At 30.3% G+C, this 26,386-nt stretch carries 24 protein-coding genes, 4 tRNA genes, 1 rRNA gene and 1 other annotated feature (1 of these 30 cut by a window edge); of the genes, 21 read left to right on the forward strand and 8 right to left on the reverse strand.

Annotated elements, in window-relative coordinates; translation table 11 throughout:
* From N4A55_RS03760 to N4A55_RS03815, 12 genes are all read left to right on the forward strand, one after another.
* A 23S ribosomal RNA gene (locus N4A55_RS03760) occupies positions 1-140 on the forward strand; the annotation flags it as partial.
* A 129-nt stretch (positions 141-269) separates the two neighbouring features.
* A tRNA-Trp gene (locus N4A55_RS03765) sits at positions 270-342 on the forward strand.
* Positions 343-386: 44 nt separating this feature from the next.
* Positions 387-460, forward strand: a tRNA-Asp gene (locus N4A55_RS03770).
* Between the two features lie 37 nt (positions 461-497).
* A tRNA-Val gene (locus N4A55_RS03775) sits at positions 498-570 on the forward strand.
* Between the two features lie 25 nt (positions 571-595).
* Positions 596-669 (forward strand) — tRNA-Met (locus tag N4A55_RS03780).
* A gap of 556 nt (positions 670-1,225) precedes the next feature.
* On the forward strand, positions 1,226-3,268 hold the full coding sequence (locus N4A55_RS03785) for an ABC transporter substrate-binding protein (RefSeq protein WP_293754169.1): 2,043 nt from the start codon (positions 1,226-1,228) through the stop codon (positions 3,266-3,268).
* Positions 3,269-3,346: 78 nt separating this feature from the next.
* The gene (locus tag N4A55_RS03790) at positions 3,347-4,315 is read left to right on the forward strand and encodes an ABC transporter permease (RefSeq protein WP_293754170.1); all 969 of its coding nucleotides are present in this window, start codon (positions 3,347-3,349) and stop codon (positions 4,313-4,315) included.
* A gap of 19 nt (positions 4,316-4,334) precedes the next feature.
* Positions 4,335-5,339, forward strand: a complete 1,005-nt coding sequence (gene opp4C / locus N4A55_RS03795; RefSeq protein ID WP_293754171.1) for an oligopeptide ABC transporter permease — start codon at positions 4,335-4,337, stop codon at positions 5,337-5,339.
* 11 nt (positions 5,340-5,350) lie between these two features.
* Positions 5,351-6,481 carry an ABC transporter ATP-binding protein gene (locus tag N4A55_RS03800; protein ID WP_293754172.1) on the forward strand — a complete coding sequence of 377 codons (1,131 nt, stop codon included), beginning with the start codon at positions 5,351-5,353 and terminating at the stop codon, positions 6,479-6,481.
* Positions 6,478-7,446, forward strand: coding sequence for an ABC transporter ATP-binding protein (locus tag N4A55_RS03805; RefSeq protein ID WP_293754173.1), 969 nt, complete (start codon positions 6,478-6,480; stop codon positions 7,444-7,446). Before N4A55_RS03800 ends, N4A55_RS03805 begins: the two co-directional genes overlap by 4 nt.
* A gap of 13 nt (positions 7,447-7,459) precedes the next feature.
* Complete coding sequence (locus tag N4A55_RS03810; protein ID WP_293754174.1) at positions 7,460-7,690, forward strand: hypothetical protein; 231 nt, start codon at positions 7,460-7,462, stop codon at positions 7,688-7,690.
* Positions 7,691-7,824: 134 nt separating this feature from the next.
* The gene (locus N4A55_RS03815) at positions 7,825-8,376 is read left to right on the forward strand and encodes a DUF421 domain-containing protein (RefSeq protein ID WP_293754175.1); all 552 of its coding nucleotides are present in this window, start codon (positions 7,825-7,827) and stop codon (positions 8,374-8,376) included.
* A gap of 6 nt (positions 8,377-8,382) precedes the next feature.
* On the opposite strand, the gene N4A55_RS03820 is transcribed toward N4A55_RS03815, so the two are convergent.
* From N4A55_RS03820 to N4A55_RS03855, 8 genes are read right to left on the reverse strand one after another with little or no spacing between them, the layout of a single operon-like run.
* Positions 8,383-9,996 carry a complex I subunit 5 family protein gene (locus N4A55_RS03820; protein ID WP_293754176.1) on the reverse strand — a complete coding sequence of 538 codons (1,614 nt, stop codon included), beginning with the start codon at positions 9,994-9,996 and terminating at the stop codon, positions 8,383-8,385.
* Complete coding sequence (locus tag N4A55_RS03825) at positions 9,993-10,346, reverse strand: sodium:proton antiporter (protein ID WP_293754177.1); 354 nt, start codon at positions 10,344-10,346, stop codon at positions 9,993-9,995. The genes N4A55_RS03820 and N4A55_RS03825 overlap by 4 nt, the downstream gene beginning before the upstream one ends.
* A 22-nt stretch (positions 10,347-10,368) precedes the next feature.
* On the reverse strand, positions 10,369-10,755 hold the full coding sequence (locus N4A55_RS03830) for an MnhB domain-containing protein (RefSeq protein WP_293754178.1): 387 nt from the start codon (positions 10,753-10,755) through the stop codon (positions 10,369-10,371).
* 14 nt (positions 10,756-10,769) lie between these two features.
* Positions 10,770-11,027: a hydrogen gas-evolving membrane-bound hydrogenase subunit E gene (mbhE, locus tag N4A55_RS03835; protein WP_293754179.1), complete on the reverse strand. Its 258-nt coding sequence runs from the start codon at positions 11,025-11,027 to the stop codon at positions 10,770-10,772.
* Positions 11,024-11,563, reverse strand: a complete 540-nt coding sequence (locus N4A55_RS03840; protein ID WP_293754180.1) for a DUF4040 domain-containing protein — start codon at positions 11,561-11,563, stop codon at positions 11,024-11,026. The genes mbhE and N4A55_RS03840 overlap by 4 nt, the downstream gene beginning before the upstream one ends.
* Positions 11,563-11,859, reverse strand: coding sequence for a monovalent cation/H(+) antiporter subunit G (gene mnhG / locus N4A55_RS03845; RefSeq protein ID WP_293754181.1), 297 nt, complete (start codon positions 11,857-11,859; stop codon positions 11,563-11,565). The genes N4A55_RS03840 and mnhG overlap by 1 nt, the downstream gene beginning before the upstream one ends.
* On the reverse strand, positions 11,859-12,113 hold the full coding sequence (locus N4A55_RS17010; RefSeq protein WP_443083808.1) for a monovalent cation/H+ antiporter complex subunit F: 255 nt from the start codon (positions 12,111-12,113) through the stop codon (positions 11,859-11,861). The genes mnhG and N4A55_RS17010 overlap by 1 nt, the downstream gene beginning before the upstream one ends.
* Positions 12,110-12,589 (reverse strand): Na+/H+ antiporter subunit E, encoded by a 480-nt coding sequence (locus tag N4A55_RS03855; RefSeq protein ID WP_293754182.1) that lies wholly within the window; start codon positions 12,587-12,589, stop codon positions 12,110-12,112. Before N4A55_RS03855 ends, N4A55_RS17010 begins: the two co-directional genes overlap by 4 nt.
* 404 nt (positions 12,590-12,993) lie before the next feature.
* On the opposite strand from N4A55_RS03855, the gene N4A55_RS03860 reads away from it, so the two are divergent.
* The 9 genes from N4A55_RS03860 (at position 12,994) to N4A55_RS03900 (ending at position 26,060) form a co-directional block, all read left to right on the forward strand.
* Positions 12,994-14,424, forward strand: a complete 1,431-nt coding sequence (locus tag N4A55_RS03860) for an NAD(P)/FAD-dependent oxidoreductase (RefSeq protein ID WP_293754206.1) — start codon at positions 12,994-12,996, stop codon at positions 14,422-14,424.
* Positions 14,425-14,478: 54 nt separating this feature from the next.
* Positions 14,479-15,744: an NAD(P)/FAD-dependent oxidoreductase gene (locus N4A55_RS03865; RefSeq protein ID WP_293754183.1), complete on the forward strand. Its 1,266-nt coding sequence runs from the start codon at positions 14,479-14,481 to the stop codon at positions 15,742-15,744.
* 29 nt (positions 15,745-15,773) lie between these two features.
* A complete protein-coding gene (locus N4A55_RS03870) occupies positions 15,774-16,142 on the forward strand; it encodes a DUF1667 domain-containing protein (protein WP_293754184.1) in 369 nt (122 codons plus the stop codon).
* A 241-nt stretch (positions 16,143-16,383) separates the two neighbouring features.
* Positions 16,384-18,354: a fructose-1,6-bisphosphatase gene (locus N4A55_RS03875; RefSeq protein ID WP_293754185.1), complete on the forward strand. Its 1,971-nt coding sequence runs from the start codon at positions 16,384-16,386 to the stop codon at positions 18,352-18,354.
* An 18-nt stretch (positions 18,355-18,372) separates the two neighbouring features.
* Positions 18,373-18,840, forward strand: a complete 468-nt coding sequence (ispF, locus tag N4A55_RS03880) for a 2-C-methyl-D-erythritol 2,4-cyclodiphosphate synthase (RefSeq protein ID WP_293754186.1) — start codon at positions 18,373-18,375, stop codon at positions 18,838-18,840.
* A gap of 237 nt (positions 18,841-19,077) precedes the next feature.
* Entirely contained in the window at positions 19,078-22,185 is a 3,108-nt protein-coding gene (locus N4A55_RS03885) for a glycoside hydrolase family 2 TIM barrel-domain containing protein (protein ID WP_293754187.1), read from the forward strand.
* A 167-nt stretch (positions 22,186-22,352) separates the two neighbouring features.
* Entirely contained in the window at positions 22,353-23,162 is an 810-nt protein-coding gene (locus N4A55_RS03890; RefSeq protein WP_293754188.1) for an Mrp/NBP35 family ATP-binding protein, read from the forward strand.
* A gap of 2 nt (positions 23,163-23,164) precedes the next feature.
* The gene (locus N4A55_RS03895) at positions 23,165-23,593 is read left to right on the forward strand and encodes a DUF134 domain-containing protein (protein WP_293754189.1); all 429 of its coding nucleotides are present in this window, start codon (positions 23,165-23,167) and stop codon (positions 23,591-23,593) included.
* Between the two features lie 235 nt (positions 23,594-23,828).
* Positions 23,829-26,060, forward strand: a complete 2,232-nt coding sequence (locus N4A55_RS03900) for an acetate--CoA ligase family protein (protein ID WP_293754190.1) — start codon at positions 23,829-23,831, stop codon at positions 26,058-26,060.
* A 210-nt stretch (positions 26,061-26,270) separates the two neighbouring features.
* Positions 26,271-26,386 (forward strand) — a binding site (T-box leader) (it continues 104 nt past the right edge of the window).

Below are 26,386 nucleotides of genomic sequence, written 5' to 3' on the forward strand. Positions count from 1 at the left end.
CGTGAAGCCCCCCTCAAGATAAGATATCCCATACCGAAAGGTAGTAAGACCCCTTGAAGACTACAAGGTTGATAGGTCGGAGGTGTAAGCATGGTAACATGTTCAGCTGACCGATACTAATAGGTCGAGGGCTTGACCTAAATAGATTCAAAGAGATTTGAATGTATGATAGTTAAGCTAAGAGTTAAGATATATAAGTTATGTAGCTTTGCAGAGGTTGATAAGATGATTTGTTGTTCACAATGTGTTGTTTTGAACGTTTATTATTTAGGGGCATAGTTCAGTTGGTAGAACGTCGGTCTCCAAAACCGAATGTCGTGGGTTCAAGTCCTGCTGCCCCTGTTATATACAGATGAGTTATTCAATGTATACAATTAATTTTATCTGGCCTAGTGGTTCAGTTGGTTAGAACGCCGGCCTGTCACGCCGGAGGTCGAGGGTTCGAGTCCCTTCTAGGTCGTTAGTAGTAAAACTAATTTATTATAATAATATTCCCAGGGCGCATAGCTCAGCTGGGAGAGCACCTGCCTTACAAGCAGGGGGTCACAGGTTCGAGCCCTGTTGCGCCCATTATATTTTTACAATTTAATAATATGGCGGAGTAGCTCAGATGGCTAGAGCATACGGTTCATACCCGTAGTGTCAACGGTTCGACTCCGTTCTCCGCTACTAAAAAACTTATAACTATATGTTATAAGTTTTTTTATTTAGAAAATATTTCTTATAATAATAAGAGTACATCTAAGAAAACTATAAATGATTTAGTTTCATAGTCTATTATATTTTTAATATAATATTATTATAGTACAAACAATATATTATCTATTATGTCATTTCTATAATTGCTAAAAATTCCATTATACGACTAAAAATACGCACAAAATTAAAAGAATAATAATAAAATAAACTAATTATTTAATAAATAAAATTAAATACAATATATTAGCAAAAACAATAATAATAATATTGTAAATACAAAATATTCTTTAATCAACTTTACATTTGTAATAAAAAACAATATAATTAATATAAGATAATACTTATATTAATGTATTATTATAAATACACTTCAATAAACATTATAATTACATAAATATATAACAGATATATAAGATAGGTTGGCTAAGAACCTATATTATTATCTTAAGAGCCATTATAATCATAAAAAGATAATAAAAAGTTATACATAAAATCTTAGCTGGAATATATAAAAAGGAGGAGTAATATGAAGAATATTACAAAGATAGTTTCAACTTGTTTTCTTGTTTTATGTTTGACTCTAAGTTTAACTGCTTGTAAGGGGGAAGAAAAAACAACAAGCAAAGAAAACGATGGGGGAGATACAATAGTTTCTAATGAAAAAGAAAAAGAACCAAAAGAAAAGAAAACTAAATATGATACATTAGTTTTAGGTTCAACTGATTTTAATGCTGTATTCAGTCCATTTTTTGCTACAACTGGATATGATGTCGAGATAACAGACCGAACACAAGAATCATTAATAACCAATAATCGTCTTGGAGAGCCTGCTTCTAATTTAGCTGTTTATGAAACACCAAAAGAAATCAAAGATGATGACGGTAACATAATGACAGTCTATAGATTTAAACTTCAAGATAACTTAAAGTTTAGCGATGGAGAACCAATAACTGCTGATGATATTATATTTACATATAAAGTTTTATGTGATCCAAAATATGATGGAGCTTCTACTATATACACAACTCCAATTCTAGGAATAAATGAATATCGCTATGATGATCCTAATTATGCGGAAATAATAGAAGGTTTAAAAGTTAGCTCACAAGATGTAATCAAAGAAGAGGTTGAAGCTTGTATGATATCTGCATATGAGTCATATGGAGCAGAAGCTATTGATGGATATACAGGTTTTAATAATCCTGACGGTTTAGAGGGAGAAGAATTGAAAAAAGCATCTATAGCTAAATTTATTGAAGTAGAAACAGATTGCTGTTATGGTACTTATGAAGTGGAAGCTATAGATAATAAATTCAAAGAGTTAGAAAAAAAATATATTGAAGAGAATTTATCTAGTGGAACTATTAAGGTTCCTGATATTGAAGGTATTAAAAAAGTTGATGATTTAACTGTTGAAGTTACCATTAAGGGAGTAGATCCAAAAGCAATTTGGAATTTGGGCGCTATTGAAGTTGCTCCAGAACACTATTATGGTGAAGGATTCAAAAAAGGTGATCTAACTAAAGTAAAAGAAAAAAACAATATGCCAATTGGAGCTGGTGCATACAAATTTGAAAAGTTTGAGAACAATGTTGTAACTTTTAGGGCTAATGAAAATTATTATAAAGGTGAACCAAAAATCAAAAATTTAAAATATCAAGTTGTTTCATCTTCTAATAAGCTTGAAACTGTAACACTAGGAGAAGTTGATATCTCTGATCCAACAGCTAGTCCTGAAATGGTACAAAATGTTAAAGATGCAGGACTCCATTATGAATTAATTGAAAACTTAGGTTATGGATATATCGGTATTAATGCTGATAGGATTAAAGATAAAAATGTAAGAAAAGGCTTAATGCATATTATGAATAGGGAACCAGCTATTAATACTTATTATGGTGAATTAGCTAGCGTTATAGAAAGACCTATGTCTAGAGTATCATGGGCTTATCCAGAGAATGCAAAATCTTATTATGAATTTAATTCTGCCAAAGCTCTAGAATGTTTTGAAAAAGCAGGGTATAAACAAGTAGATAAGAATGGTACAAAAGTATTAGAAAAAAATGGTAAGCAATTAAAGATTGAAATTGGTATAGGTGGAGATGGTATTATGAATCACCCATCTGCTCCAATATTGACTCAAATGAAAGATGAAATGGAAAAATTAGGTGGTGTATTAGATATCTCTGATGTTGATGTAACTATTCTATTTGATAGATTAGATGCTAAAGATTGGGATATGTGGGTTGCTGCATGGCAAGCGACTATTGATCCTGATATGTATCAAACTTATCATAGTAATGGACCTAGTAACCATTATTGTATAAAAAATGAAGAGTTAGATCAAATAATTCTTGATGCTAGATCAACAAATGATATTGAAAAAAGAAAAGGGTACTATTCAAAAGCTCTTGATATCATTATGGATGAAGCAGTAGAAATGCCAGTTTATCAACGTAAGAATATGTTTATATTCAACCCAGAAGTAATTGATGTAGAAACACTACCTAAAGATATGACACCATTCTATGGATATTTCAAAGAAATACAGACATTAGAATTAAAATAATAGGTAACTTGATTTGCAGCCTTCGGGTTGCAAATCATATCTAATTTTAATATAAGTTGAAAGGATGGTGGAATAATTTTGAGACAATATATTATACGAAGATTATTCGTTTGTATATTTATTTTACTAGGAGTTTCTATAATAATCTATACACTAATAAGAGTAATGCCAGGTGATTATGTTCAAACTCTAACTGCAGGAAATCCAAACGTTACAGAAGAAATGAAAATATCACTTAGGAAATTATACGGGACAGAAACAAACATATTTAAAGGTTACATAAATTGGTTAGGTAAAGCTATTCAAGGAGACTTTGGAGAGTCTTTCTTATATAAACAACCGGTCAGTGAAGTAATAAAAAGTAAAATGTGGACATCCTTTACTATTGCATTCATTGCTTATATATTACAAATGATAATAGCCATACCACTTGGTATAATATCTGCAACAAAACAGTATTCAAAATTAGATTATGGTGTAACTATTTTTGCATTTATAGGTATCTCATTACCAAGTTTCTTCTTTGCAGCTATACTTCAAAGAATATTTGCTTTTGGATTGGGATGGGTACCATTACAAGGTATGATAACAGCTAGAATGGATTATACAGGCTGGGCACTAATTAGGGATAAGGCATGGCATTTTATACTACCTATTGTGGTATTGGCGTTTTTAAGCATTGGAAGTCTTATGAGATATGCAAGAACAAACATGCTTGAAGTATTAAATGCTGATTATATAAGAACAGCTAGGGCAAAAGGTTTAAGTGAAAAGAAAGTTATATATAAACATGCTTTTAGAAATACTTTAATACCTATTGTAACTATGCTAGGTGGTTTATTACCATCATTATTCTCAGGTGCTATTATTACAGAACAGATTTTTGCTATTGATGGGTTAGGTTTTACAGCATTTAAAGCTTTGAAATCAGGAGATATTAATTACATGATGGGATTTCTTACATTCTCTGCAGTTTTAACACTTCTGGGAACTCTGTTATCAGATATTTTATATGGAGTTGCAGATCCTAGAGTAAGATTAAAATAATTAGAGAGGAGAGATAATCATGTTAGAAAAATCAAAGATTGATATTAATGATGAACAAGTAACTAGTAATGATAGAGAAATTGTTGTTGATAAAATAATTACACCAGGGCAGTTAGTAATGAAACGTTTCGTAAGAAATAAATTAGCCATTATAGGGATTGTAATACTGGTTTCTATGTTTTTAATTAGTTTTATAGGTCCTTTTTTTTCACCATATGGTGAATATGAAATATTTTTTCAAAAAGACGGTGTTGAATTCACAGAAGACATCGAAAATTATGATGATGAAAATATAAAAGTATTGATTAAAGCGCCACCTTCAAGTAAACATTGGCTAGGTACTGATAGAGATGGTCGTGATACTTTTACCAGATTGATGTATGGAGGAAGAATTTCATTAGTTATTGGATTTGTGGTAGTAGCAATTGAACTGTTTCTAGGAGTTATTCTAGGGGGTATAGCAGGCTATTTTGGTGGAAAAACAGATAATATAATAATGCGTATAGTTGATATATTTTTCTGTATACCTTTTTTACCTATTGTATTGATTTTAAGTTCTGCTTTAATTACTTTAGAAGTGCCTGGTTCACAAAAAATATACTACCTAATGTTAGTATTAGGAATTTTGGGATGGGCATCAGTTGCTAGATTAGTTCGTGGTCAAATACTAAGTCTTAGGGAACAAGAATTCATGATCGCTACGGAAGCAATTGGATTAAAACCTAGAAAAAGAATTTTTAAACATCTTATTCCTAATGTAATGCCTCAACTTATCGTTTTAGCAACATTAGGAGTTGGTGGAATCATTCTTACCGAATCTGCTTTAAGCTTTTTAGGATTTGGTGTTCCATTTCCTTTTGCATCTTGGGGGAATATGGTTAGTGCAGTAACAGACCCTATCATTTTGAAAAAATATTTATATATTTGGATTCCACCTGGAATCTGTATATTAGCTACAGTTATGGGGTTTAACTTTGTTGGTGATGGACTTAGAGATGCATTTGATCCTAAAATGAGAAGATAGGTGGTGACAAAGTGGATAGTAAAACTGAGAGTAAAAAATATTTCAAACAAGTATCAAAAACTAATAAAAGAGTTTTTAAAAAATATAATAAAAATAAAAGAAAAAATAATATACCCCTTAGTCATTATAAAACTAGTATGAGAGACAAGAATAATTTAATTGAAATTGATAATCTAAAGACTTTTTTCTATACAGATATGGGAACAGTTAAAGCTGTTAATGGAATAAGTTATAATATTCCAAGAGGCAAGACAGTTGCTATTGTAGGTGAGTCAGGCTGTGGAAAATCAGTAAGTAGTCTATCACTTATGCGCCTAATTCAAGGACCGGTTGGTCAAATTGTAGAAGGTGAAATAAGATTCAATGTAGGAGATTATGCTATTGATTTAACCAAAACTCCTATCAAGAAAATGCAAAGCATTCGTGGCAATGATATAGCAATGATTTTCCAAGAGCCAATGACTAGTTTGAATCCTGTATTTAGAATTGGTAATCAGATCAATGAAGTAATTGAACTACATAACAGTGATATGGATAAGAAAAAGGTAAAAGAGAAATCAATTAATATGTTAAAATTAGTTGGAATACCTAGAGCAGAAGGAATATACGATTCATATCCACATGAATTGTCTGGAGGAATGCGTCAAAGAGTCATGATAGCAATGGCGTTGGCATGTGATCCAAAAATGATAATTGCTGATGAACCAACGACTGCTTTGGATGTAACTATTCAAGCACAAATACTTGACTTATTAAGAGATCTAAAAGATAAAATTGATGCCAGTATCCTATTGATTACTCATGATTTAGGTGTTGTTGCTGAGATGGCGGATTATGTAATAGTTATGTATGCTGGTCGTATTGTAGAACAAGGTACTGCTGAAGATATATACCTAAATCCAAAACATCCTTATACAATTGGGTTGCTAAAAAGTAAGCCAGTAGTAAATAAATATGTGGACCGTTTGTATACTATACCAGGTTCCGTACCTAACCCAATAGCTATGCCAAATCATTGCTTCTTCAAGGATAGATGTAATTCATGTATTAACAAATGTGAAGGGGAGTATCCTTGTTATAATAATATAAATGATACACATAAAGTGGCATGTTGGCTATATGAGAGGGGGAGGAAAAAATGACAGATACAATACTTGAAGTAAATAATCTAGTGAAATATTTTCCTATTAAAGCTGGATTATTACAAAAAGTAGTAGGTCATGTAAAAGCTGTTGATGGAGTATCATTTGAATTAAAAGAGGGTAAAACTTTTGGTTTAGTTGGTGAATCAGGTTGTGGTAAAACTACCGCTGGTAGAACTATATTAAGATTAACTGAACCTACAGATGGAGAAGTCATATACAATAGGGAAAATATTTTTAAGTTGAAGCAAAGACAAATGCGAAAGTTAAGACCAGAACTGCAAATAATATTCCAAGATCCATATAGTTCTCTTAGCCCTAGATTACCGATAGGTGAAATTGTTGGTGAAGGAGTAAAAGAACATAATATCGTTTTAAAAGAAGAATATAAAGACTATATTATAAAAATAATTGAAGAATGTGGTTTGCAAAATTATCACATAGACAGATATCCACATGAATTTTCAGGAGGACAGCGTCAGAGAATATGTATTGCTAGAGCATTAGCACTTAATCCAAAAGTGATTATAGCTGATGAGCCTGTATCAGCACTAGACGTATCTATTCAGGCTCAGATTATCAATTTGTTAAAAGATATTCAAGAAGAGAGAGGATTGGCATATGTATTCATTTCTCATGATTTATCAGTGGTTGAACATATTGCTGATGAAGTAGGAGTTATGTATCTAGGTAACTTGGTAGAGAAATCAGGTAGGGATGAAATATTCAAGAATCCATTACATCCATATACCAAAGCCTTATTCAGTGCTGTACCTGTACCTGATCCTACTCTTAAGAAAAAAAGGATTATACTACAAGGTGAAATACCTTCTCCAGCAAATCCTCCCAAAGGATGTAAATTCTGTACAAGATGTTCTTATGTAGAAAAAATCTGTAGAGAAGAAACTCCTGAGTATAAAGATATTGGTAATAACCATTATGTTGCCTGTCATCTTTATAATTAGGTAGGTGATACATATGAAAGAGCAGTTTAATGACAATGATGTTACTATAGCTGATATGAATGTTCCTGGTATGCCATGGTATAGAAAAAAGAGTAAAGTATCAAGTAAAGTAAGAGTTTCACTTAATAGAAGAGAAAGATGGGCTGCTATGATAGGCGTTTTTGAAGCTATATTACCTATTATTATGATATATGCTGCAGGAATTCTCCTTATATTTTTATTTATATATTTTATATGGTTATGATTAAAAGGTGGATATAGCTATCCGCCTTTTAATCATATAATATACTTTATACAATTGAATTTTAATCAATTATTTGGAAATAATAAATAGAATAGTATATATTAACATAAAACAATATAAAAGGAGTGGTATATATGCCTTTTCTATTAAAGCCCATAGTTTTGTATGTAGTAGCTATTCTATTACTTAGAATTACTGGTAGAAGGTCATTAGCGCAGATGACCATTGCACAGACAGTAATGGTTATATCTATTGGAGCAATTATTGTAGAGCCTTTTGCTGATAAGGATATTATAAAAACCATAATTGCAGCTTCAATATATATAGTTTTATTACTTTTATTTGAATACCTGGAATTTCATTTTCACTTATTTGAAAAAATAGCAGTTGGAAAAGAAGTCATTATCATAGAAGATGGGAATTTTGTACCTGCAAACCTAAAAAAACTTAAGCTTACCAAAGCAGAGATTATGACTAGGGTTAGACAAGAAGGAATACCTAATCTTAATTACATTGAAAAAGGAACATTAGAACCTAATGGACAATTTGGTTTTACATTGAAAAGGGGAGCTGAGCCAATTAGGGTTCAAGATATGGAATATCTATTAAATGCCATATTACTAAAACAGCATTTAATAGATAAGCCAATAAATCTGGTTGATGAATTAGAAAAACAGCAGATATAAGTATTATTATATATAATTATATTTTTCAAGTATTAACATAGTAGTTAAAATTATTGAAAAGTAAATTGTTATGGTTAAACAAATCTGATTGAAACTTAAGTTGATTTCTCTAATATTATTAAATAGCTTTATTTTTTTGTACAAGAATCTATAAAATAATAGACCAAGTATGATACTAACTATATAGAGTAAGCCTTTAATTATATAGCCATCTAATGTTATATGTAGATTTACATTAAATAGGAATTTTATCAACTCGATTCCCATTATACCGCCTAGGAAACACAATGTTCCTAATATGGCTATTGCTATTTTTTGATTAATGGGTGGAGAATATTTTTTACCATAATAAGAACCCTTGAACATACTTAGATATTTTACAAAAGATAAAATAGTACCAATATTAATAAGTATTAATCCATAATCTAGTAAGCCGCTGTAACTACCTTTTTGTATTAGATATTTGGAAATACTACCATTGAAAAAGGGAGCACCTGTTATACCTAAAATAGCTATAAAAGTAAATATACTAACGAAGGGCATCCGCTTGAAGACTCCTCTTATCTGACGTATATCTCTGGTTTCGTATTCTTCTATAATAATACCAGCTGTTAAAAATAATACGGATTTAAAAATGGCATGGTTGATGATATGATAAATACTACCCCAATAACTATACGTGTTGTTAAAACTCAAACCAAAAATAATTAGACCGATTTGACTTATAGTATGATAAGAAAGAATTAATTTTATATCTATTTGAGATAATGCAAAAATAAATCCCACTACAGCAGTCAAAAAACCCATAATAAGGAATATGTTACTTGTATCAAATGCAGGTGAGAACATATTCTGAATTCTAAAAAATAAATAAACACCACACTTAACATATAATCCTGACAATATAGCTGAAACAATTGAAGGAGAGGAGTGGGTTCCATGAGCTCTAGGCAGCCAGCTAAATAATGGCATAACTGCTGATTTTAGACTAATAGCAGTTATGATTAAGCTATAAGGCAGTATCAATGATTTTATATCTTTAACTCTAAACATCTTATCCTGGATGATTGTAATATCCAGAGAACCAAAAATCTTGTATATGTATCCAATACCTATGAGAAAAAAAGTCATAGCTACTATATTTATAAGTAGATACAGCATGCCGTCATAAATTGACCTACTATCTTTTTTAAACATAATAAGTATACTAACAACAATAGTGGATACTTCAATAAGAACATATAGATTGAAAAAATCCATTGATAGGAAAATACCATTTATCAAACCTTGAAGTATCAAGAATAAGAATAAAAACAAATTATTCATATAATGCTTTCTGAAATTATATATTATCATGCATGTAAAGAGGAATATTGTAAGCATAACAAAAACAGAAGATATAATATCAGCTTTTAGTGCAATACCTACACCAGCTTTATAATTACCTATAATGCTAGTTATCTGACTATTAATTTTTATATGAGTAAAATTAATAACACTACATACAAATAGAATTAGTTGAGATATTAGTATTAAATGCTTATTGTATTTAGTTTTGAATAGGTAGGATATTGATGCAATTATAATTGGTAGTAAAATAAAATAATATAGCTGTATCATATATTCTCTCCTCTTTTTTTAGTAGCTTTATACCAGTTAGTTGTACCATAACGATGATATAATGTGATGAACATAGTAAGACTAACTGCTGTTATTGAAATACCTATTACAACTGCTGTAATCATCAGAGCTTGAGGTAATGGGTCAGAAGTAACTTTTTCTATATTTTCACCAATAGGAGGTATAGAATTAGTAGTATAGTTTATTGTTAAAAAAAATAAGATTATTCCAGATTGAATAATTCCCATAGAGATAATTGTCTTAATTATATTACGTCTAGCCAAAAGACCATACATTCCTATAAAAAACAATGCTATACCTATAGTTTGGCCATTTATTATATTATTCATATTACAAACCCCCTTTTCTATATTATCTGCTTTCAAAAAGTACAAATCTAAAGAAAATTATACTTAGACCACAATAAACTTTAGTCGCAATCAAGATGTTCATGATTATAAGATATATTTGGTTAAGTAGTGGTATAGAGGTTCCATTTAGATGGATTACGAATATAGTTACGATCAATATAATACACAGAAAAAGGATTTTCTCGATTTTTTGTAATCTAGATAATGAAACCTCTAATTCAGGATTTATGATATATTGAATTATAAATGTTGAGCTGATAATTGCGCCACCTTGAAAACCGCCACCAGGTGTACTATGGCCATTTATTGTAATATAGATACCAAATAAAAATATGATGGGGTACAATATTCCCAGTGAATTCATTAGAAGTTCGGATCTGCTTCTCATAACCTACCTCCTCATTAATAATCTCCTTCATGTCTAGAAAAGTAGATTATACCTATAATACTTACTAATAATAGTAAAGTTTCAAATATTGTATCAAACACTCTATAGTTCAAATAGATTGATGTAACTACATTAATGCTGCCAGTTTCTCTATAGCTATTTTTAATATAATAGTGTAGTACATCAGTAGCGTTATCTATGGGTATGATATCAAAAGATATACATAGGAAAAAAAGTAATATCAAATATATAGCTATTAATTTTCTTCTCATAACAACGAATCTCCTTCATCTTCAAGAATGTAATCATGATTAACATTAATGCTACTGTTTATATCAATATAGCTTATTAAATCATCAAAATGATAATTTGATTTATCACCATAAATAGTTGTGTTAGTAACATTATGTTGTACAATTACATCGTAGGGGTAATCAGTAACTATTTCTTCAATATTTTTATCTGATATGACAATATCAAGTTCTAGTTCTTTTTCATATGAGTAGTTACTTAATGTTTTACACAAAGCATTTTTTTGTATGATGGAATTAGTATCTTTTGGTTTTTCGATAATATAATATACTCTAAAAACTTTATATTTGTTTAATGCAACCAGATATATTATAGTTGATAGTGTACAACCTATAACAGCTTCGGCAATAGCAACATCTGGTGCTTGGTATAATAAATAACAAAAAGAACAGAGTAATGAAAAAACACATAAATATACAATTGCTCTTCTAAGTGTATTAGTTTGAACAGAGAGAACAGCTAATACAACTAATAGTATTAATACAACTTCTAACATTAGTCATCATCTCCTATCCTTAGACCGCTAGTGTATGCTCCTCTAGCAATAGTATGTGTCGCCAAAGGGTTCAAAAAAAGCATAAGTAAAAGTATAAGTAATATTTTTAGGCTAAAGAAGCTAAAGCCTTTTATAAAAACAATACCAATAGTTATGGTTATAAATGAAGCGGTATCAATAACAGAAGATACTAATACTCTGGAGTAAAAATTCTTGAATTTAAAAAGTCCAATGAATCCTATTAACATGAATATAAGACCAATAGATATAATAATATATCCAATAGTAATAACCATTAAATTTTCCCCTTTCCTTTTACAAATCTTGAAATGAATATTATGCCGATTAAACCTAGTAATGTATATACTATAGCGATATCAAGTAAATAAGGTAAATCAAATAAGATTGAAAAGAGAAGTATCAACAGTATTATTTTTGCTGAGAACAGGTTAAGTCCCAAAAGTCTATCCCAAATAGTTGGACCTTTAATTATTATTAATATACTTAATATAGATAATACTAGCAAAAATGAAAATAAATAATAAATCAATGTTTCACTCCTTTTCTCAGTGCTTTCACAAGTTTCTTATTTATAATTTTCTCAGATTTTTCAGGATATGTAGTTAATATTAATAGCTTATTACCTTTTCTGTTTACAGTAACAGTCCCAGGAGTTAGAGTTATTGCATTAGCTAATAAAAATATTGACCACTCGTTGTTTAACGTTGTTTTTATAGGTACTAATCTAGGACTAATATTTGAAGTAAATATTAACTTGAATATACTAAACGTTGATGAATAAATATCAATGAATAGTATAAAGATAAATTTTATAAACATAAAAAAAGATATATTTATGCTGTGCAAAAATTGTGAACCTCCTGGTATATGACAACTTATAAAAACAGAAAAAGATGAAAGAAGAAAGCCTTCTGCTATTGTAAGTATTGAAAAACTGCCATATAGAATGCACCAAATCACAGTAAGAAATAAAATAAAAATTTTGTGGTTAATAATATATTTCAAACTATTCCTCCTCTATTTAATATACTATTATAATAACAAAAAGCATAAGCATTTTCAATATGATTTAAAGAATTATAATAATTATTCATTGTTATTTTGTAGTCTATTAAAATATATAAATTATATATTTTAGTCAAAACTCTTTGTTCCTAGTATTGTAGATTTGTAGTAGTATTTTTTATTTTACTCTTCCATTTTATCAGCATTTGTAGTATAATGAAGTTAAATATTAAATTAATTAAATAAGTTCCATACAAATTGAATAAGTTCCATACAATTAGTTAAATTTAAATGTAGGAGAATGGGAGTCACATTTAAATAGAGTTAGCTCTATTTATGTGTGGCTTTTTTGTGTGTTTCTTATTATTTAATTACATTAATAATATAATGGAGGTCTTGATATGATTTATGATATTAGTATTATAGGTGCAGGAGTTACTGGTTCACTAATAGCAAGACAATTATCTAAGTATAATTTAAAGGTATGTCTGCTAGACAAGGAATCAGACGTTGCTATGGGTACTAGTAAAGCAAATAGTGCAATTGTTCATGCGGGTTATGACGCAAAACCAGGTAGTTTAAAGGCTAAGTTTAATGTGAGAGGTAATGAAATTATGGGTGACATTACAAAAGAATTATATGTTCCTTTTAAAAGAATTGGTTCTTTTGTAATAGCTTTTGATGAAGATGATATGGAGCAGATTAATACCTTATATGCTTATGGTATCAAAAACAAAGTATCTGACATGAAGATATTAACTAAAGAAGAAGTTAGGGAAATGGAACCTAATATGTCAGATAAGGTAATTGGTGCATTATATGCTCCTACTGCGGGTATTATATGTCCTTATGAATTGACTCTTGCAGCAGCTGAAAACGCTGTTGACAATGGGGTTGAATTGATTTTAGATTGTGCTATAAAAGATATTAATAAAGTAGATAATAATTTTGAGCTTAATACCACAAGAGGTAAAATAGTAAGCAAGTACATAATAAATGCAGCAGGTCTTTTCAGTGATGATATTTCAGCTATGGCAGGAGATGATAGTTTTAAGATTAATCCTAGAAAAGGAGAATATCTATTACTTGATAAGAGACAAGGAAATGTAGTGAACAAAGTTATTTTCCAACCACCTACTGTAATGGGAAAAGGTATACTGGTTACACCAACTGTTGATGGAAATTTACTACTTGGACCAACAGCTGAAAATATCCTAGACAAAGCCGATATTTCTACAACTAGTATAGGTCTAGATAGAGTTATTAAAGGAGCAGTTAAGTCTATTCCATCAGTTAATACTAGGGATGTAATAACATCTTTTGCAGGTCTTAGAGCATCATCATCCGTAGGAGATTTTGTTATTGAAAAATCAAAAAAAGTTGATGGACTTATAAATGTGGCTGGTATTGAGTCACCAGGGCTATCAGCTGCTCCAGCCATAAGTGAATATGTTATTGAAATTCTTAAGTCTATGGATATTGAGTTAGAAGAAAAAGAGAATTACATTAGTACTAGAAAACCTGTTTATAGATTTCGTGAAATGGATGAAAGCGAAAGGGATCAATTAATTAAGAAAAACCCTTTATATGGTAATATAATATGTCGTTGTGAGACTATTACTGAAGGGGAAATAGTTGATTGTATTCACCGTTCTATTGGAGCTTCAAATTTGGATGCTGTAAAAAGAAGAACAAGAGCAGGTATGGGTAGATGTCAAGGCGGTTTCTGTACTCCAAGAGTTGTAGATATTATTGCAAGAGAGCTTAATATTTCAAAAGAACAAGTAACGAAAATGGGTGGAAAATCCAAAGTGCTTGTAGGAAAGACAAAATAGATTTATAGATAAGTTAATAATGAATAATAAATACTAAAATGAGGTGAATTACATATGAACATAGTTGATTTAGCCATTATTGGTGGAGGACCAGCAGGTATGGCTGCTGCAATTGAGGCATATAAGAATGGTATAAATGACATTCTAATTATTGAAAGAGATAATGAGTTAGGAGGAATTTTACAACAATGTATTCATAATGGGTTTGGTCTTCACATATTTGGAGAAGAGTTGACTGGACCAGAATATGCAGATAGATTTGAAAAAGAAGTAGGAAAGTTAGGAATCCATTTTAAGCTAAAAACCATGGTATTAAACATTAGTAAAGATAAAGTTGTTACAGTAGTAAATTCTTCAGATGGACTTCTTAATATAAAAGCCAAAGCTATTGTACTTGCTATGGGTTGCAGAGAAAGAACAAGAGGAGCTCTTAATATACCTGGTTTACGACCAGCTGGTATCTATACAGCAGGAGCTGCCCAACGTTTTGTTAACATGGAGGGATACATTCCTGGAAAAGAAGTAGTAATATTAGGTTCAGGAGATATTGGACTTATTATGGCTAGAAGAATGACTCTAGAGGGTGCCAAAGTCAAGATGGTATGTGAGTTACTTCCTTATTCAGGAGGTTTGACAAGAAATATTGTACAATGTCTTGATGATTATAATATTCCTCTCAAACTAAGTTATACAGTTGTTAACATTCATGGAAAAGAACGTTTGGAGGGTATAACGATAGCCCAGGTTGATGAAAATAGAAAGCCTATAAAAGAAACATATGAGTACGTATCTTGTGATACGCTATTATTATCAGTTGGACTAATTCCTGAAAATGAGCTTTCACATGAATTAGGTATAAAAATTGATAGAGTCACATCAGGTCCTGTTGTGACAGAATCTATGGAAACTTCTGTAGAAGGTGTATTTGCTTGTGGTAATGTAGTTCATGTTCATGATTTAGTGGATTTTGTTACAGCTGAAAGTAGATTAGCAGGAAGATGTGCCGCTAGATACATAAGCGATAATAAAAAAGTAAAACAAAAAGATACAATTAAGACATTTGCTGGTGAGGGTATTAGATATGTAGTTCCTCATTTAATTAATAAAGAATTAGTTCAAGATGAGAATAAACTCTATTTTAGAGTAGTAGATGTTAAGAAGAAAGTTAATATAGTATTAAAATCAAAAGATAAAGTTATCTATTCTAAGAAAAGACCTAAGGTAGCTCCAGGAGAAATGGAAAGTATAGAATTAACTAATAAAATATTAGATGCCATGACAGAAGGCGAAAATTTAGTAGTTATGTTGGAGAAACAATAATTCTTTATTATTGAAATGGAGGTATTAGCATGATTGAAGAAAGAAAGTTGGTATGTATTGCCTGTCCAATCGGGTGTAATATAGCAGTTACATTGGAAGAAGGTAAAGTAATAAATGTTGAAGGAAATACTTGTAAAAGAGGAGAAACATATGCTATAGCAGAATGTACTCATCCTACTAGAACATTGACAACTACTATGAGAGTGCGTAATGGCAAGAATCCTCTTGTGTCAGTTAAGTCTGATAAGCCATTACCAAAAGAATCACTATTTGAGTGCATGAAAGCAATAAATAAAGTTGTTTTAGAGGCTCCTATGAAAATAGGTAATATTGCTATTAGAGATATAGTAGAAGGAGTTAATATAGTACTGACTAGAGATGCAGATACAGTTGATTAATAGTTTGAGCTAATAAAAGTGGTAAAACATATTTTATATTTAACTAACGTATAGAATATGTTTTATCTTTTTATTTTAATAAATTGATTCCAATTTTTTGTTCTTTTTTTAATACTTTTACTATAATTATAGATTGAATAATAATTTTATTGTATAATCAAGTATGTAAATTAAATGGACAGTAAATATTTAAATGGATTATATACATAAAAATATATTAAATTATAAAGAAGGGTGGATTATGAATAATTATTGGGACCAAGAAATCAATAACAACATACAATACATTAAACAATTGTCTAAACAGTACCCCACTATTAATTCAGCATGTACAGAAGTTATTAATCTTGAGGCTATACTTAACTTACCAAAAGGAACTGAACATTATCTTTCTGATATACATGGAGAATACGAAGCTTTTATACACGTACTTAATAATGCATCAGGTGTTATAAGAAGAAAAATCGATTATATATTCGACAATACCATCAGAGAGCATGAAAAAAGACGGTTGGCAATGTTGATATATTATCCAGAACAAATACTAGAAAGAGTAAAAAATGAAGAAGAGAACTTGTTGGAATGGTATGAGATAACACTTCATAGGTTGGTATTGGTATGTAGAGAAATATCTTCAAAATATACCAGGTCAAAGGTAAGAAAAGCGCTTCCAAAAGATTTTGAGTATATAATTGAGGAATTGCTTCATGAACAACAAAGAGAAGTTAATAAACAAGAGTATTATGATGGAATAATTAATACGATCATTAAAATTAACCGAGCAGATAATTTTATGATAGCTATTTGTAGAGTAATTCAAAGGTTAGCTATTGATAGACTTCATATAATTGGTGATATATATGATAGAGGACCTGGAGCACATATTATACTTGATAAATTGATGCAGCATCATTCTATAGATATTCAATGGGGCAATCATGATATTCTATGGATGGGAGCAGCAGCTGGTTCATTAGCTTGTATTGCTAGTACAATAAGAATATCGGCTAGATATGGCAACTTGAACACTATTGAAGAGGGATATGGTATTAATCTATTACCTCTGGCTACTTTTGCTATGGAGTATTATAAAGATGATAATTGTGACAATTTTGATTTGGTGGTGTCTGATAAAAGTGCATACACCTGTAAAGAAATCAATATTATTAAAAAAATCCATAAAGCAATATCTATAATTCAATTCAAATTAGAGGGAAAGATAATACAAAGAAATCCTAATTATATAATGAATGACAGGCTATTACTTAATATGATAGATTATGAAAAAGGCACAATTAAAATAGCTGAAAAGACTTATAAACTCTCAGATAATTATTTTCCTACTATTAATCCAAAAAACCCATATGAATTAACAATTGAAGAAAAAGATGTAATGGAAAAATTAAGATTGTCCTATAGGAATAATGAAAAGTTACAAAAACATACAAGATTCTTGTTCTCAAAGGGCAGTATGTATCTAACATATAACTCTAATTTACTATTTCATGGTTGTATTCCTATGGATATAAAAGGAGTATTTAATAAAGTTACTATAGATGGTAAAAGCTATAGTGGTAAAAAACTTATTGATAAGATAGAAATGTTAATCAGGGAGTATTATTTTAATAACAATAATGAACTTAATAATATTGATTATTTTTGGTATCTATGGACTGGACCTAATTCACCGTTGTTCGGTAAAAATAAAATGGCTACTTTTGAAAGATATTTCCTTAATGACAAGGATATCAAAAAAGAGTATAAAAATAGTTATTATAGATATAGAGACAGCGAAGAAAAATGTAGAGAGATATTACACGAATTTGGTATAAGTGAAGATAATTCTCATATTATTAATGGTCATGTTCCTGTGGAGGTAAAAAAAGGTGAAAGTCCAATAAAAGCAAAGGGTAAATTATTAGTTATAGATGGAGGTTTATCAGAAGCCTATCAGCATATAACAGGAATAGCAGGATACACACTCATTTATAATTCATATGGTCTACTTATGGTTGCTCATGAGAAATTTGAATCTAAGAAAAAAGCTATTGAAAACGAAAAAGACATTGTATCTTCATATCAGATATTAGAAAAGAACAATAAAAGGTTAAGAGTAAAAAACACTGATATAGGTAAAGAATTGAAGAAGGAGATTATCGGATTGAAGATGCTACTTCAAGCATATCACAAAGGTATAATAAAGGAAAAATAGACAAGAGGAGTGTTACTAATGAGGATTGGCATGGGTTATGATGTACATAGATTAGTTGAAGATAGAAGATTAATTCTCGGAGGTGTTGAAATTCCATACGAGAAAGGTTTGCTTGGACATTCTGATGCAGATGTTCTAGTCCATGCAATTATGGACGCTTTGCTGGGAGCCATGGGTAAGGGAGATATTGGTAAGCATTTTCCAGATACAGATAACAAATTAAAATCAATATCCAGTCTAAAATTAATGGCACAAGTAAAAGAATTACTTACTAGTGAGGGATATAGTATAATAAACATAGATTCAACGATTATTGCTCAACGTCCTAAGATGGCTGATTATATACAAGAAATGAGGGTGAATATAGCAAATATTCTAAATATTGAAATAGAAAATATAAATATAAAAGCAACTACAGAAGAAGGATTAGGATTTACTGGGGAAGGGCTAGGGATAGCATCCCAAGCTATTTGTTTGTTGGAATAAATTTAATAATAAAAGTTTATTATATAGCAGGTAATCTTAGTGAAATGCCAAAAGAAGAACTAGATAAGAGTATGACTTTCGTACCTTAAGAGTATCAAGGTTATTGAATTAATAAAAAACATCTTTCTGTAGTAATATTGCTACTAAAAGATGTTTTTTTGTTAAGTACATTATATAGATAAACTCTTCTTTTGGGGGCTATAATAACATAGATTATTTCAAAATTAGGAGGTATTTATGAAAGGGAAAATGGAGGTTGAATGGAACAATGTAGAAGTAATTGGGATTAGCAAAGAGCCACCTCATATAGTCGCCTTACCTTACGACAATATTGAGCAAATTCTGGATGATAAGGAATCCAGATGGAAGCAGAGTTTAAATGGAAGGTGGTATTTTAAATGGGTTACCAGACCGTCTAATCGTGAAGTGGATTTTTATAAAAGGGACTACGATATTAATAATTGGGAACAGATTGAAGTACCTTCCAATTGGCAATTAAAAGGGTATGGAAAGCCCATGTATCTCAATATTAGATATCCTACCAGTATAAAATTAAAAAATATTCCAAATATAAGTACTGAATATAACCCAGTAGGGTCTTATAAAAGAAAGTTTAACATTGATGAAGAATGGTTAGAAAGAAATGTTTTCATCAACTTTTCAGGTGTAAATTCAGCTTTTTATCTTTGGGTCAATGGACAGAAAGTAGGTTATTCCCAGGGGTCTTTTACTCCTGCTGAATTCAATATAACCTCATATGTAGAACTTGGCGAAAATGATTTAGCTGTAGAGGTCTATCGATGGTGTGATGGAAGCTATTTAGAAGATCAAGACATGTGGCGGTTATCAGGTATATATAGAGATGTAGATCTGATAAGCAGACCTAAAGAAGAAATAAAGGATTTTTACGTTCATTGTGATCTAGATAATGATTATCAAGAGGCTACCTTAATTATTGATGCTAAGATAGCATGTGAGTATTATAGTCAGCAACGATTGGTTGAAGTCAAAGTTTTTGATAATGAACAACGTGAACTTTATTGTGATATAAAATGTATTGATGGGGATCTGCTTAGATTAACAGGGAAGTTGAGTAGTCCTCATAAATGGACGGCAGAAACACCTTATTTATATAGGGTTATTATAAGCTTATTGGATAATAAGCATAAGAGGATGGATATTCGATATTGTCAATTTGGATTTCGTAAAATTGAAATAAAAAATAATCAATTATATATTAATGGTAAATCTGTACTTATTAAAGGAGTAAATCGACATGAATTTCATCCAGATTATGGTCACGCAGTACCATATGCCAAGACAGAAGAAGATATACGACTATTGAAAGCCAATAATGTCAATGCCATTCGTACTTCTCACTACCCTAATAGTCAATGGTTCTATGATTTATGCGATATCTATGGTATGTATGTTATGGACGAATGTAACTTAGAAACTCATGGCATTCGAAATAAAATTCCAAGTAGCAGAAGAGAATGGATTAAGCCCTGTGTTGATAGAATGAAAAGGATGGTTGAACGGGATAAGAATCATCCTTGTATAATTTTCTGGTCTCTTGGAAATGAAGCTGGAACAGGAAAAATTTTCAAAAAGATGAGAGAGGCTACCTTGAAAATTGATACTACAAGACCAATTCACTATGAAGGGGATCATAAATTAGAATACACTGATATATTTAGTATGATGTATGCTACCACACAGCAGGTCAATAAAATTGGACAGAATAAGGCTGTACGAGTTGGAATAGGTGAAAATACAGGTCTACTAGGTCATAAATTAACACCAGAAATGTATGAGAATAAACCATTCTTACTTTGTGAATATGCCCATTGTATGGGTAATAGTCTTGGGAATTTCAAAGATTATATGGAAGCTTTTGAGAAATATAAAAGATGTATAGGAGGTTTTATTTGGGATTTTTCTGACCAAAGTATACGTAAAAAATCTATAGATGGTAAAGATATATGGACATATGGAGGAGATTTTGGAGACTATCCTAATGATTACAATTTCTGTGGTAATGGTATTGTAGCAGCAGATAGAACTCCTCATCCTGCTCTCTATGAAGTAAAGAAAGTTTATCAAAATATTAATGTAGAAGATGTAGATGTACAAAAGGGCGTAGTTAATATAAGAAATAAATATAATTTCATTGATTTATCATTTGTAAAATTAGTGTGGGAAGTAATAGAGGATGGTTTCGTAATATTAAAAGGTAAGGTTAACCTAGATAATATTCTTCCTGATGAAATTAGACAAATAAAACTTAATTACAATAATTATGAATTCAAAAAGAACAAGGAGTATTACTTGAATGCAAGATTCCTATTAAAAGATAAAGCCACTTGGATGGACGCTAAAGAGGTAATTTCATGGTCTCAAATAAGATTTAACAATGTAACACTTATTAAAAAATATAAAGTGAATAATAATACTGAGAGTATTATTACCAAAGATAATAGTAATGATGTAATTATATACAATGAAAATTTCCATGCAATTATAAATAAGAAAAGTGGTGGAATCAATTCACTTAAATATAATCATGAAGAATTATTATGTGAAGAATTAAAACCTAATTTTTGGAGAGCGCCGATAGATAATGATAGGTTCTATACATTAAAAGATATGTTTCCAATACTAAAGAGAATGAATATAGGTCAGAGGTGGAAAAAGGCTACAGAAAATAGGAAGGTAGAAAATATTGTTATTAATCAGAAAGATGATATTGTAGAAGTTATTGTTAGGTCAAAAGTATTCAATACTGAAGATGGGTTAACAACTACATATACATTTTATTCTGATGGAGCAGTTAAAGTAGAAAATAATATTATTCCTCTTAAGGACATGGTAAGATTCGGAATGCAGATGGCTGTTAAAAAGGATTATAATACTATGACTTGGTATGGTAGAGGCGTTCACGAATCATATGTAGATAGGAAGGAAAGTGCAATGGTTGGTGTTTATAGGGCAGATTGTGAGGCTTTGGTTCATGACTATTTGGTACCACAAGAAAATGGGAATCGCACTGACATAAGATGGGCTAAGATAACTAACAAACATCAAGAGGGGATTAAGATTATTGATATAACAGGAGAGTTCATTAATATGAGTATGTGGCCTTATACCATGAAGGATCTAGAGGATACAACACATAGCTATAAAATGCCTAGAAGAGATTTTAATACAATAAATATTGATTATGGTCAAAGAGGAGTTGGAGGAGATTTACCTGCTATGGCATATCTAAAAGAGCCTTATAAACTATTAGCAAATAAAAAATATTATTATGGTTTTATTATTACTCCAGTTAGACTAGATTGACTTAGAAATTATTTAATTGACAATATACAAAAAAAGGTGTATATTTTGATTGGCATATGCTAATAAATAGAAAGATATTTATAGTGTATAATGCCAAAAAGAGTTCATAAATAGAACGTTTCAATTTTTAATATAAAAGTAAATAAAAATGATAGGAGTGATTTAAAGTGGCATCATGTGATACATGTGCATCAAAAGGTAATTGCAGTGATAGCAAGAAAGAAAATTGTATGGTGGAAAATAATCCTATTAATAATGTTAAAAATATTATAGGAGTTATGAGTGGAAAAGGTGGAGTAGGTAAATCTACAGTATCTGTTATGCTTGCTAACGACTTAGTTAGAAAAGGATATAAAGTAGGATTGTTAGATGCAGATATAACTGGACCAAGTATACCTAGATTATTAGGACTACAAGATAAAAGGGCAACAGTTCTTGAGACAGGTATTTTACCAGTTATTGCTGAAAATGAATTAAAAGTTATGTCACTTAACTTCTTAATTGATGAAGAAAATACACCTGTTATCTGGAGAGGTCCAATTATCTCTGGAACAGTAAAACAATTTTGGACAGACGTACTATGGGAAGACTTGGATTATCTAGTAGTTGACTTACCACCAGGAACTGGTGATGTAGCACTTACGGTTATGCAGGTAATGCCTATTACAGGTGTAGTAATGGTTTCTGTACCTCATGATATGGTATCTATGATTGTAGAAAAAGCAATCAATATGACTAAGAAAATGGATGTAGATGTTATCGGTGTTATTGAAAATATGAGTTATATCAAATGTCCAGATTGTGGTAAAACTATTAAAATGTTTGAAGGTAATACAGAGGAATTCTTAGATAAAATGGGTATTAGATTATTAGGTGAACTACCAATGACTAAAGAAATTGCAAGAGATGGAATTAATAAGTCAGATGAAATAGCTAACATGTTCGAAAAAATAACTGATGGAATAATTGAAGAATAATTATGCCAAGACCAAAAAAGTGTAGAAAAGTGGACTTTTTTCCCGAGTATACCTATTTTAGACCTAGAGGCAAATCTGACAAACAGTTGGAAGAAATTATTCTGAATATAGAAGAATTAGAGGCTATGAGACTGAAGGATATTGAGAAATTAAATCAAGAAAAATGTGCAGAAAAAATGCATGTCTCAAGACAAACTTTTCAAAATATTATTGATAGTGCTAGGCAAAAAGTTACTAAAGCTTTGACTAGGGGTATGGCAATAAATATTACTGGAGGCATTTATTGTACTAAAAAATGTCAAGTGATATGTAAAGATTGTAATCATGAATATGAATTTGATTTTTCAAAATCAGCTCATTGTCCTAAATGTAAATCAACGAATATATATTGTAAGAAGAAGCAACAAATGTGTAACAGAATAAATAAATAGTATGCTAGCAATATTTCAACCACCCCAAATATTAAGGAGCTGTTATAATACAGCCCTTTTTTTGTACCAGTGATACTAGAATAACTCTAAATTCTGCTTTAACCACTTAAAAAAATTAAATAATAGTAAAATAATCTTTATAAAATAAAATTAATTTCCATTTGACTTTTATTATAAATTGCTTTTTGCTATAATAGCAATGTAATATTTTAAGAATACTATGCGGGGTGGTTAAATGAATATTTCAGTAGAATCGATGAGCACAATCAATAATATATTTGATAATGCTTATGAAAATGGAAGAAAAACTCTATATGAACATGAAGTATATATGATTTTGAAGAATATAGGCCTTGATGTTCCAAAATTTGTATTTATAAAGAATTCCAATGAATTGACTGAAAAGATGTTAGAAAAATTTGGTCGTGATATTGTAGTTAAAATTGTTTCATCAGATATTTCCCATAAACAAAAATTAGGTGGGGTAAAAGTAGTAAAGAATCATGAAACGTTATATGTGGGGTATGTATTAGATAAAATGCGAAAAGAGGTTCTTTCACATTTTGAACATGAACCAAATATTGAAGGATTCTTAATTGTAGAATTCATTCCTCATACACAAAGTATAGGATATGAAGTACTTATTGGTTCAAAAGATGATTCATCATTCGGTCCAGTAATAACATTTACAAAAGGTGGAGATGATGCAGAATTTTTCGCTAAATATTATGATCCTGCTAATTTATTCCTTCCTCCTTTCAGGTATAATAAAGCCTTAGAGCTTGTTAATGATTTGAACATTTGTCATAAATTCAAAGATATTGGTCATGAAGAATATCTTGAGCTAATGGCAAAAGCAGCAAGTTTGATAAGCTCATTTGCTTTTCACTATTCAAATGCTTGCAAAGAGAAGACTAAGTATATTGTAAAGGCTATTGACATTAATCCATTTGTTATTACAAGAGATAACAGATTTATTGCTGTAGATGGATTTGCACAATTTGAAAAAGTGGAAGACAATAAAGAGGTGATGAAAGAAGCTGATATTAGAAATATTGAACCATTCTTTAATCCAAAAGGGATAGCTGTTATTGGCGTTTCAGCAAATCCAGATAAGCACAGTATGGGAAGAGAAATAGCTAAACTCTTACATGATCTTGGTAGAGAAGATATATATTTCGTTAATATAAAAGGTGGAAAAACCGTTATTGGTGATAAAGAATATCAGCTATATAAAAGTATAGATGAAATACCAGTTGAAACTGAATTAGCAGTATATGTAGCTAAAGCTAAATATGTTTTCTCATTCTTTGAAGAAATGAAAACTAATATCCCAAAATCAGTAGTACTCATTCCAGGTATTCCTTCTGATATGAAGTATGATGAATTTAAGGAAAATCTGTCAAAAGTAATGCCAGAAGACGTCAGGGTCATTGGACCAAACTGCATGGGTGTTTTCTATGGAGATGATGAAAATAATCTAGGAGTGAATACATTATTCATTGATGAAGAAAGATTGGAATTGAATACATGTGAAGATAGTAATACTGTGTTCTTGACTCAAAGCGGTGGTATGGCTCTTACTCTTATTGATAAATTTAGTCATTTAAAAATATTTAAATCCGTAGTCAGCTTCGGTAATAAATATGATGTTAAGATTGTTGATCTAATTAAGTATTTTGCTCCACAAGAAGAGATTAGTAATATAGCCCTTTATGTTGAAGGTTTTGATCAAGGGGAAGGAAGAAAATTCTATGAATTGGCAAAAGATATAGATAAACCAATCATTATATATAAATCTGGTAAGACAGATGCAGGAGCAAAGGCAGCAGCTTCCCACACGGCTGCTATGACAGGTGATTATAATGTGTTTAAGGCTGTATGTGAGCAAGCAGGAGTCATTCTCATTGATGATATAAAAACATATTATGATTGTATAAAAGCCTTTTCTTTACTTGCTGACAAAAAGGTAAAAGGAAGAAAAGTAGCAGGTGTGGTTAATGCAGGTTTTGAAGCAACTATAGCAGCTGATGAATTAGGGAACTTGGAGTTAGCAACTTTTAGTGAAGAAACTAAAGAAAAACTAAAGCAGCTCAACTATCATGGACTTATAGATACATCTTCTTCAATAATTGATGTAACTCCAATGACTGAAGATGTTCTATATGCTAAATATATAGAGGCTATAATTCAAGATGATGCTGTAGATGCTATGTTTGTAAGTATTGTACCCCATGCAAATGATCTGAGAGCTTTACCTAACGCATGTTATGATGATGATAGTTTGGCTAATTCACTTGTAAGGTTGGTAAAAAAATATAATAAACCTATTACAGTTTCTGTTAATGCTGGTAAGTTTTATCGTGAATTCATATCAATAATGGAAGAAGGTAAAGTAGCTGTATACGATGATATAAGATCGTCAGTAAAAGCTTTGGATACTTTTGTATCTTATAATCAAAAATAATTATAAGTTGAATAGGAATACTATGCTCTAGTTCAAGTAAAGAAAATTTTAGATTTATTTCTACTGAGGCTGTAATAAATTTATTCTTGACTAATTATTAAAGGTAATATATTATTAAGTTAACAAAAATTAAAACACAACATATAATAATAGTATTAATATACAACCTAGGTTTAGTTAATAATAAAAAAGAATATAGAACATATAATATTAATAGCTTTGATAGGAAGAGTAGTTAAATGAATCTTAAAAGAGATGGAGTGTCATCGGCTGAGAGCATTCCTTAAGTGAAGTTAAATGAAGTGCATCCTTGAGCTTGTCCAGTG

It is taken from the genome of Vallitalea sp. (genome assembly GCF_025211055.1).
Lineage (GTDB): Bacteria > Bacillota > Clostridia > Lachnospirales > Vallitaleaceae > Vallitalea.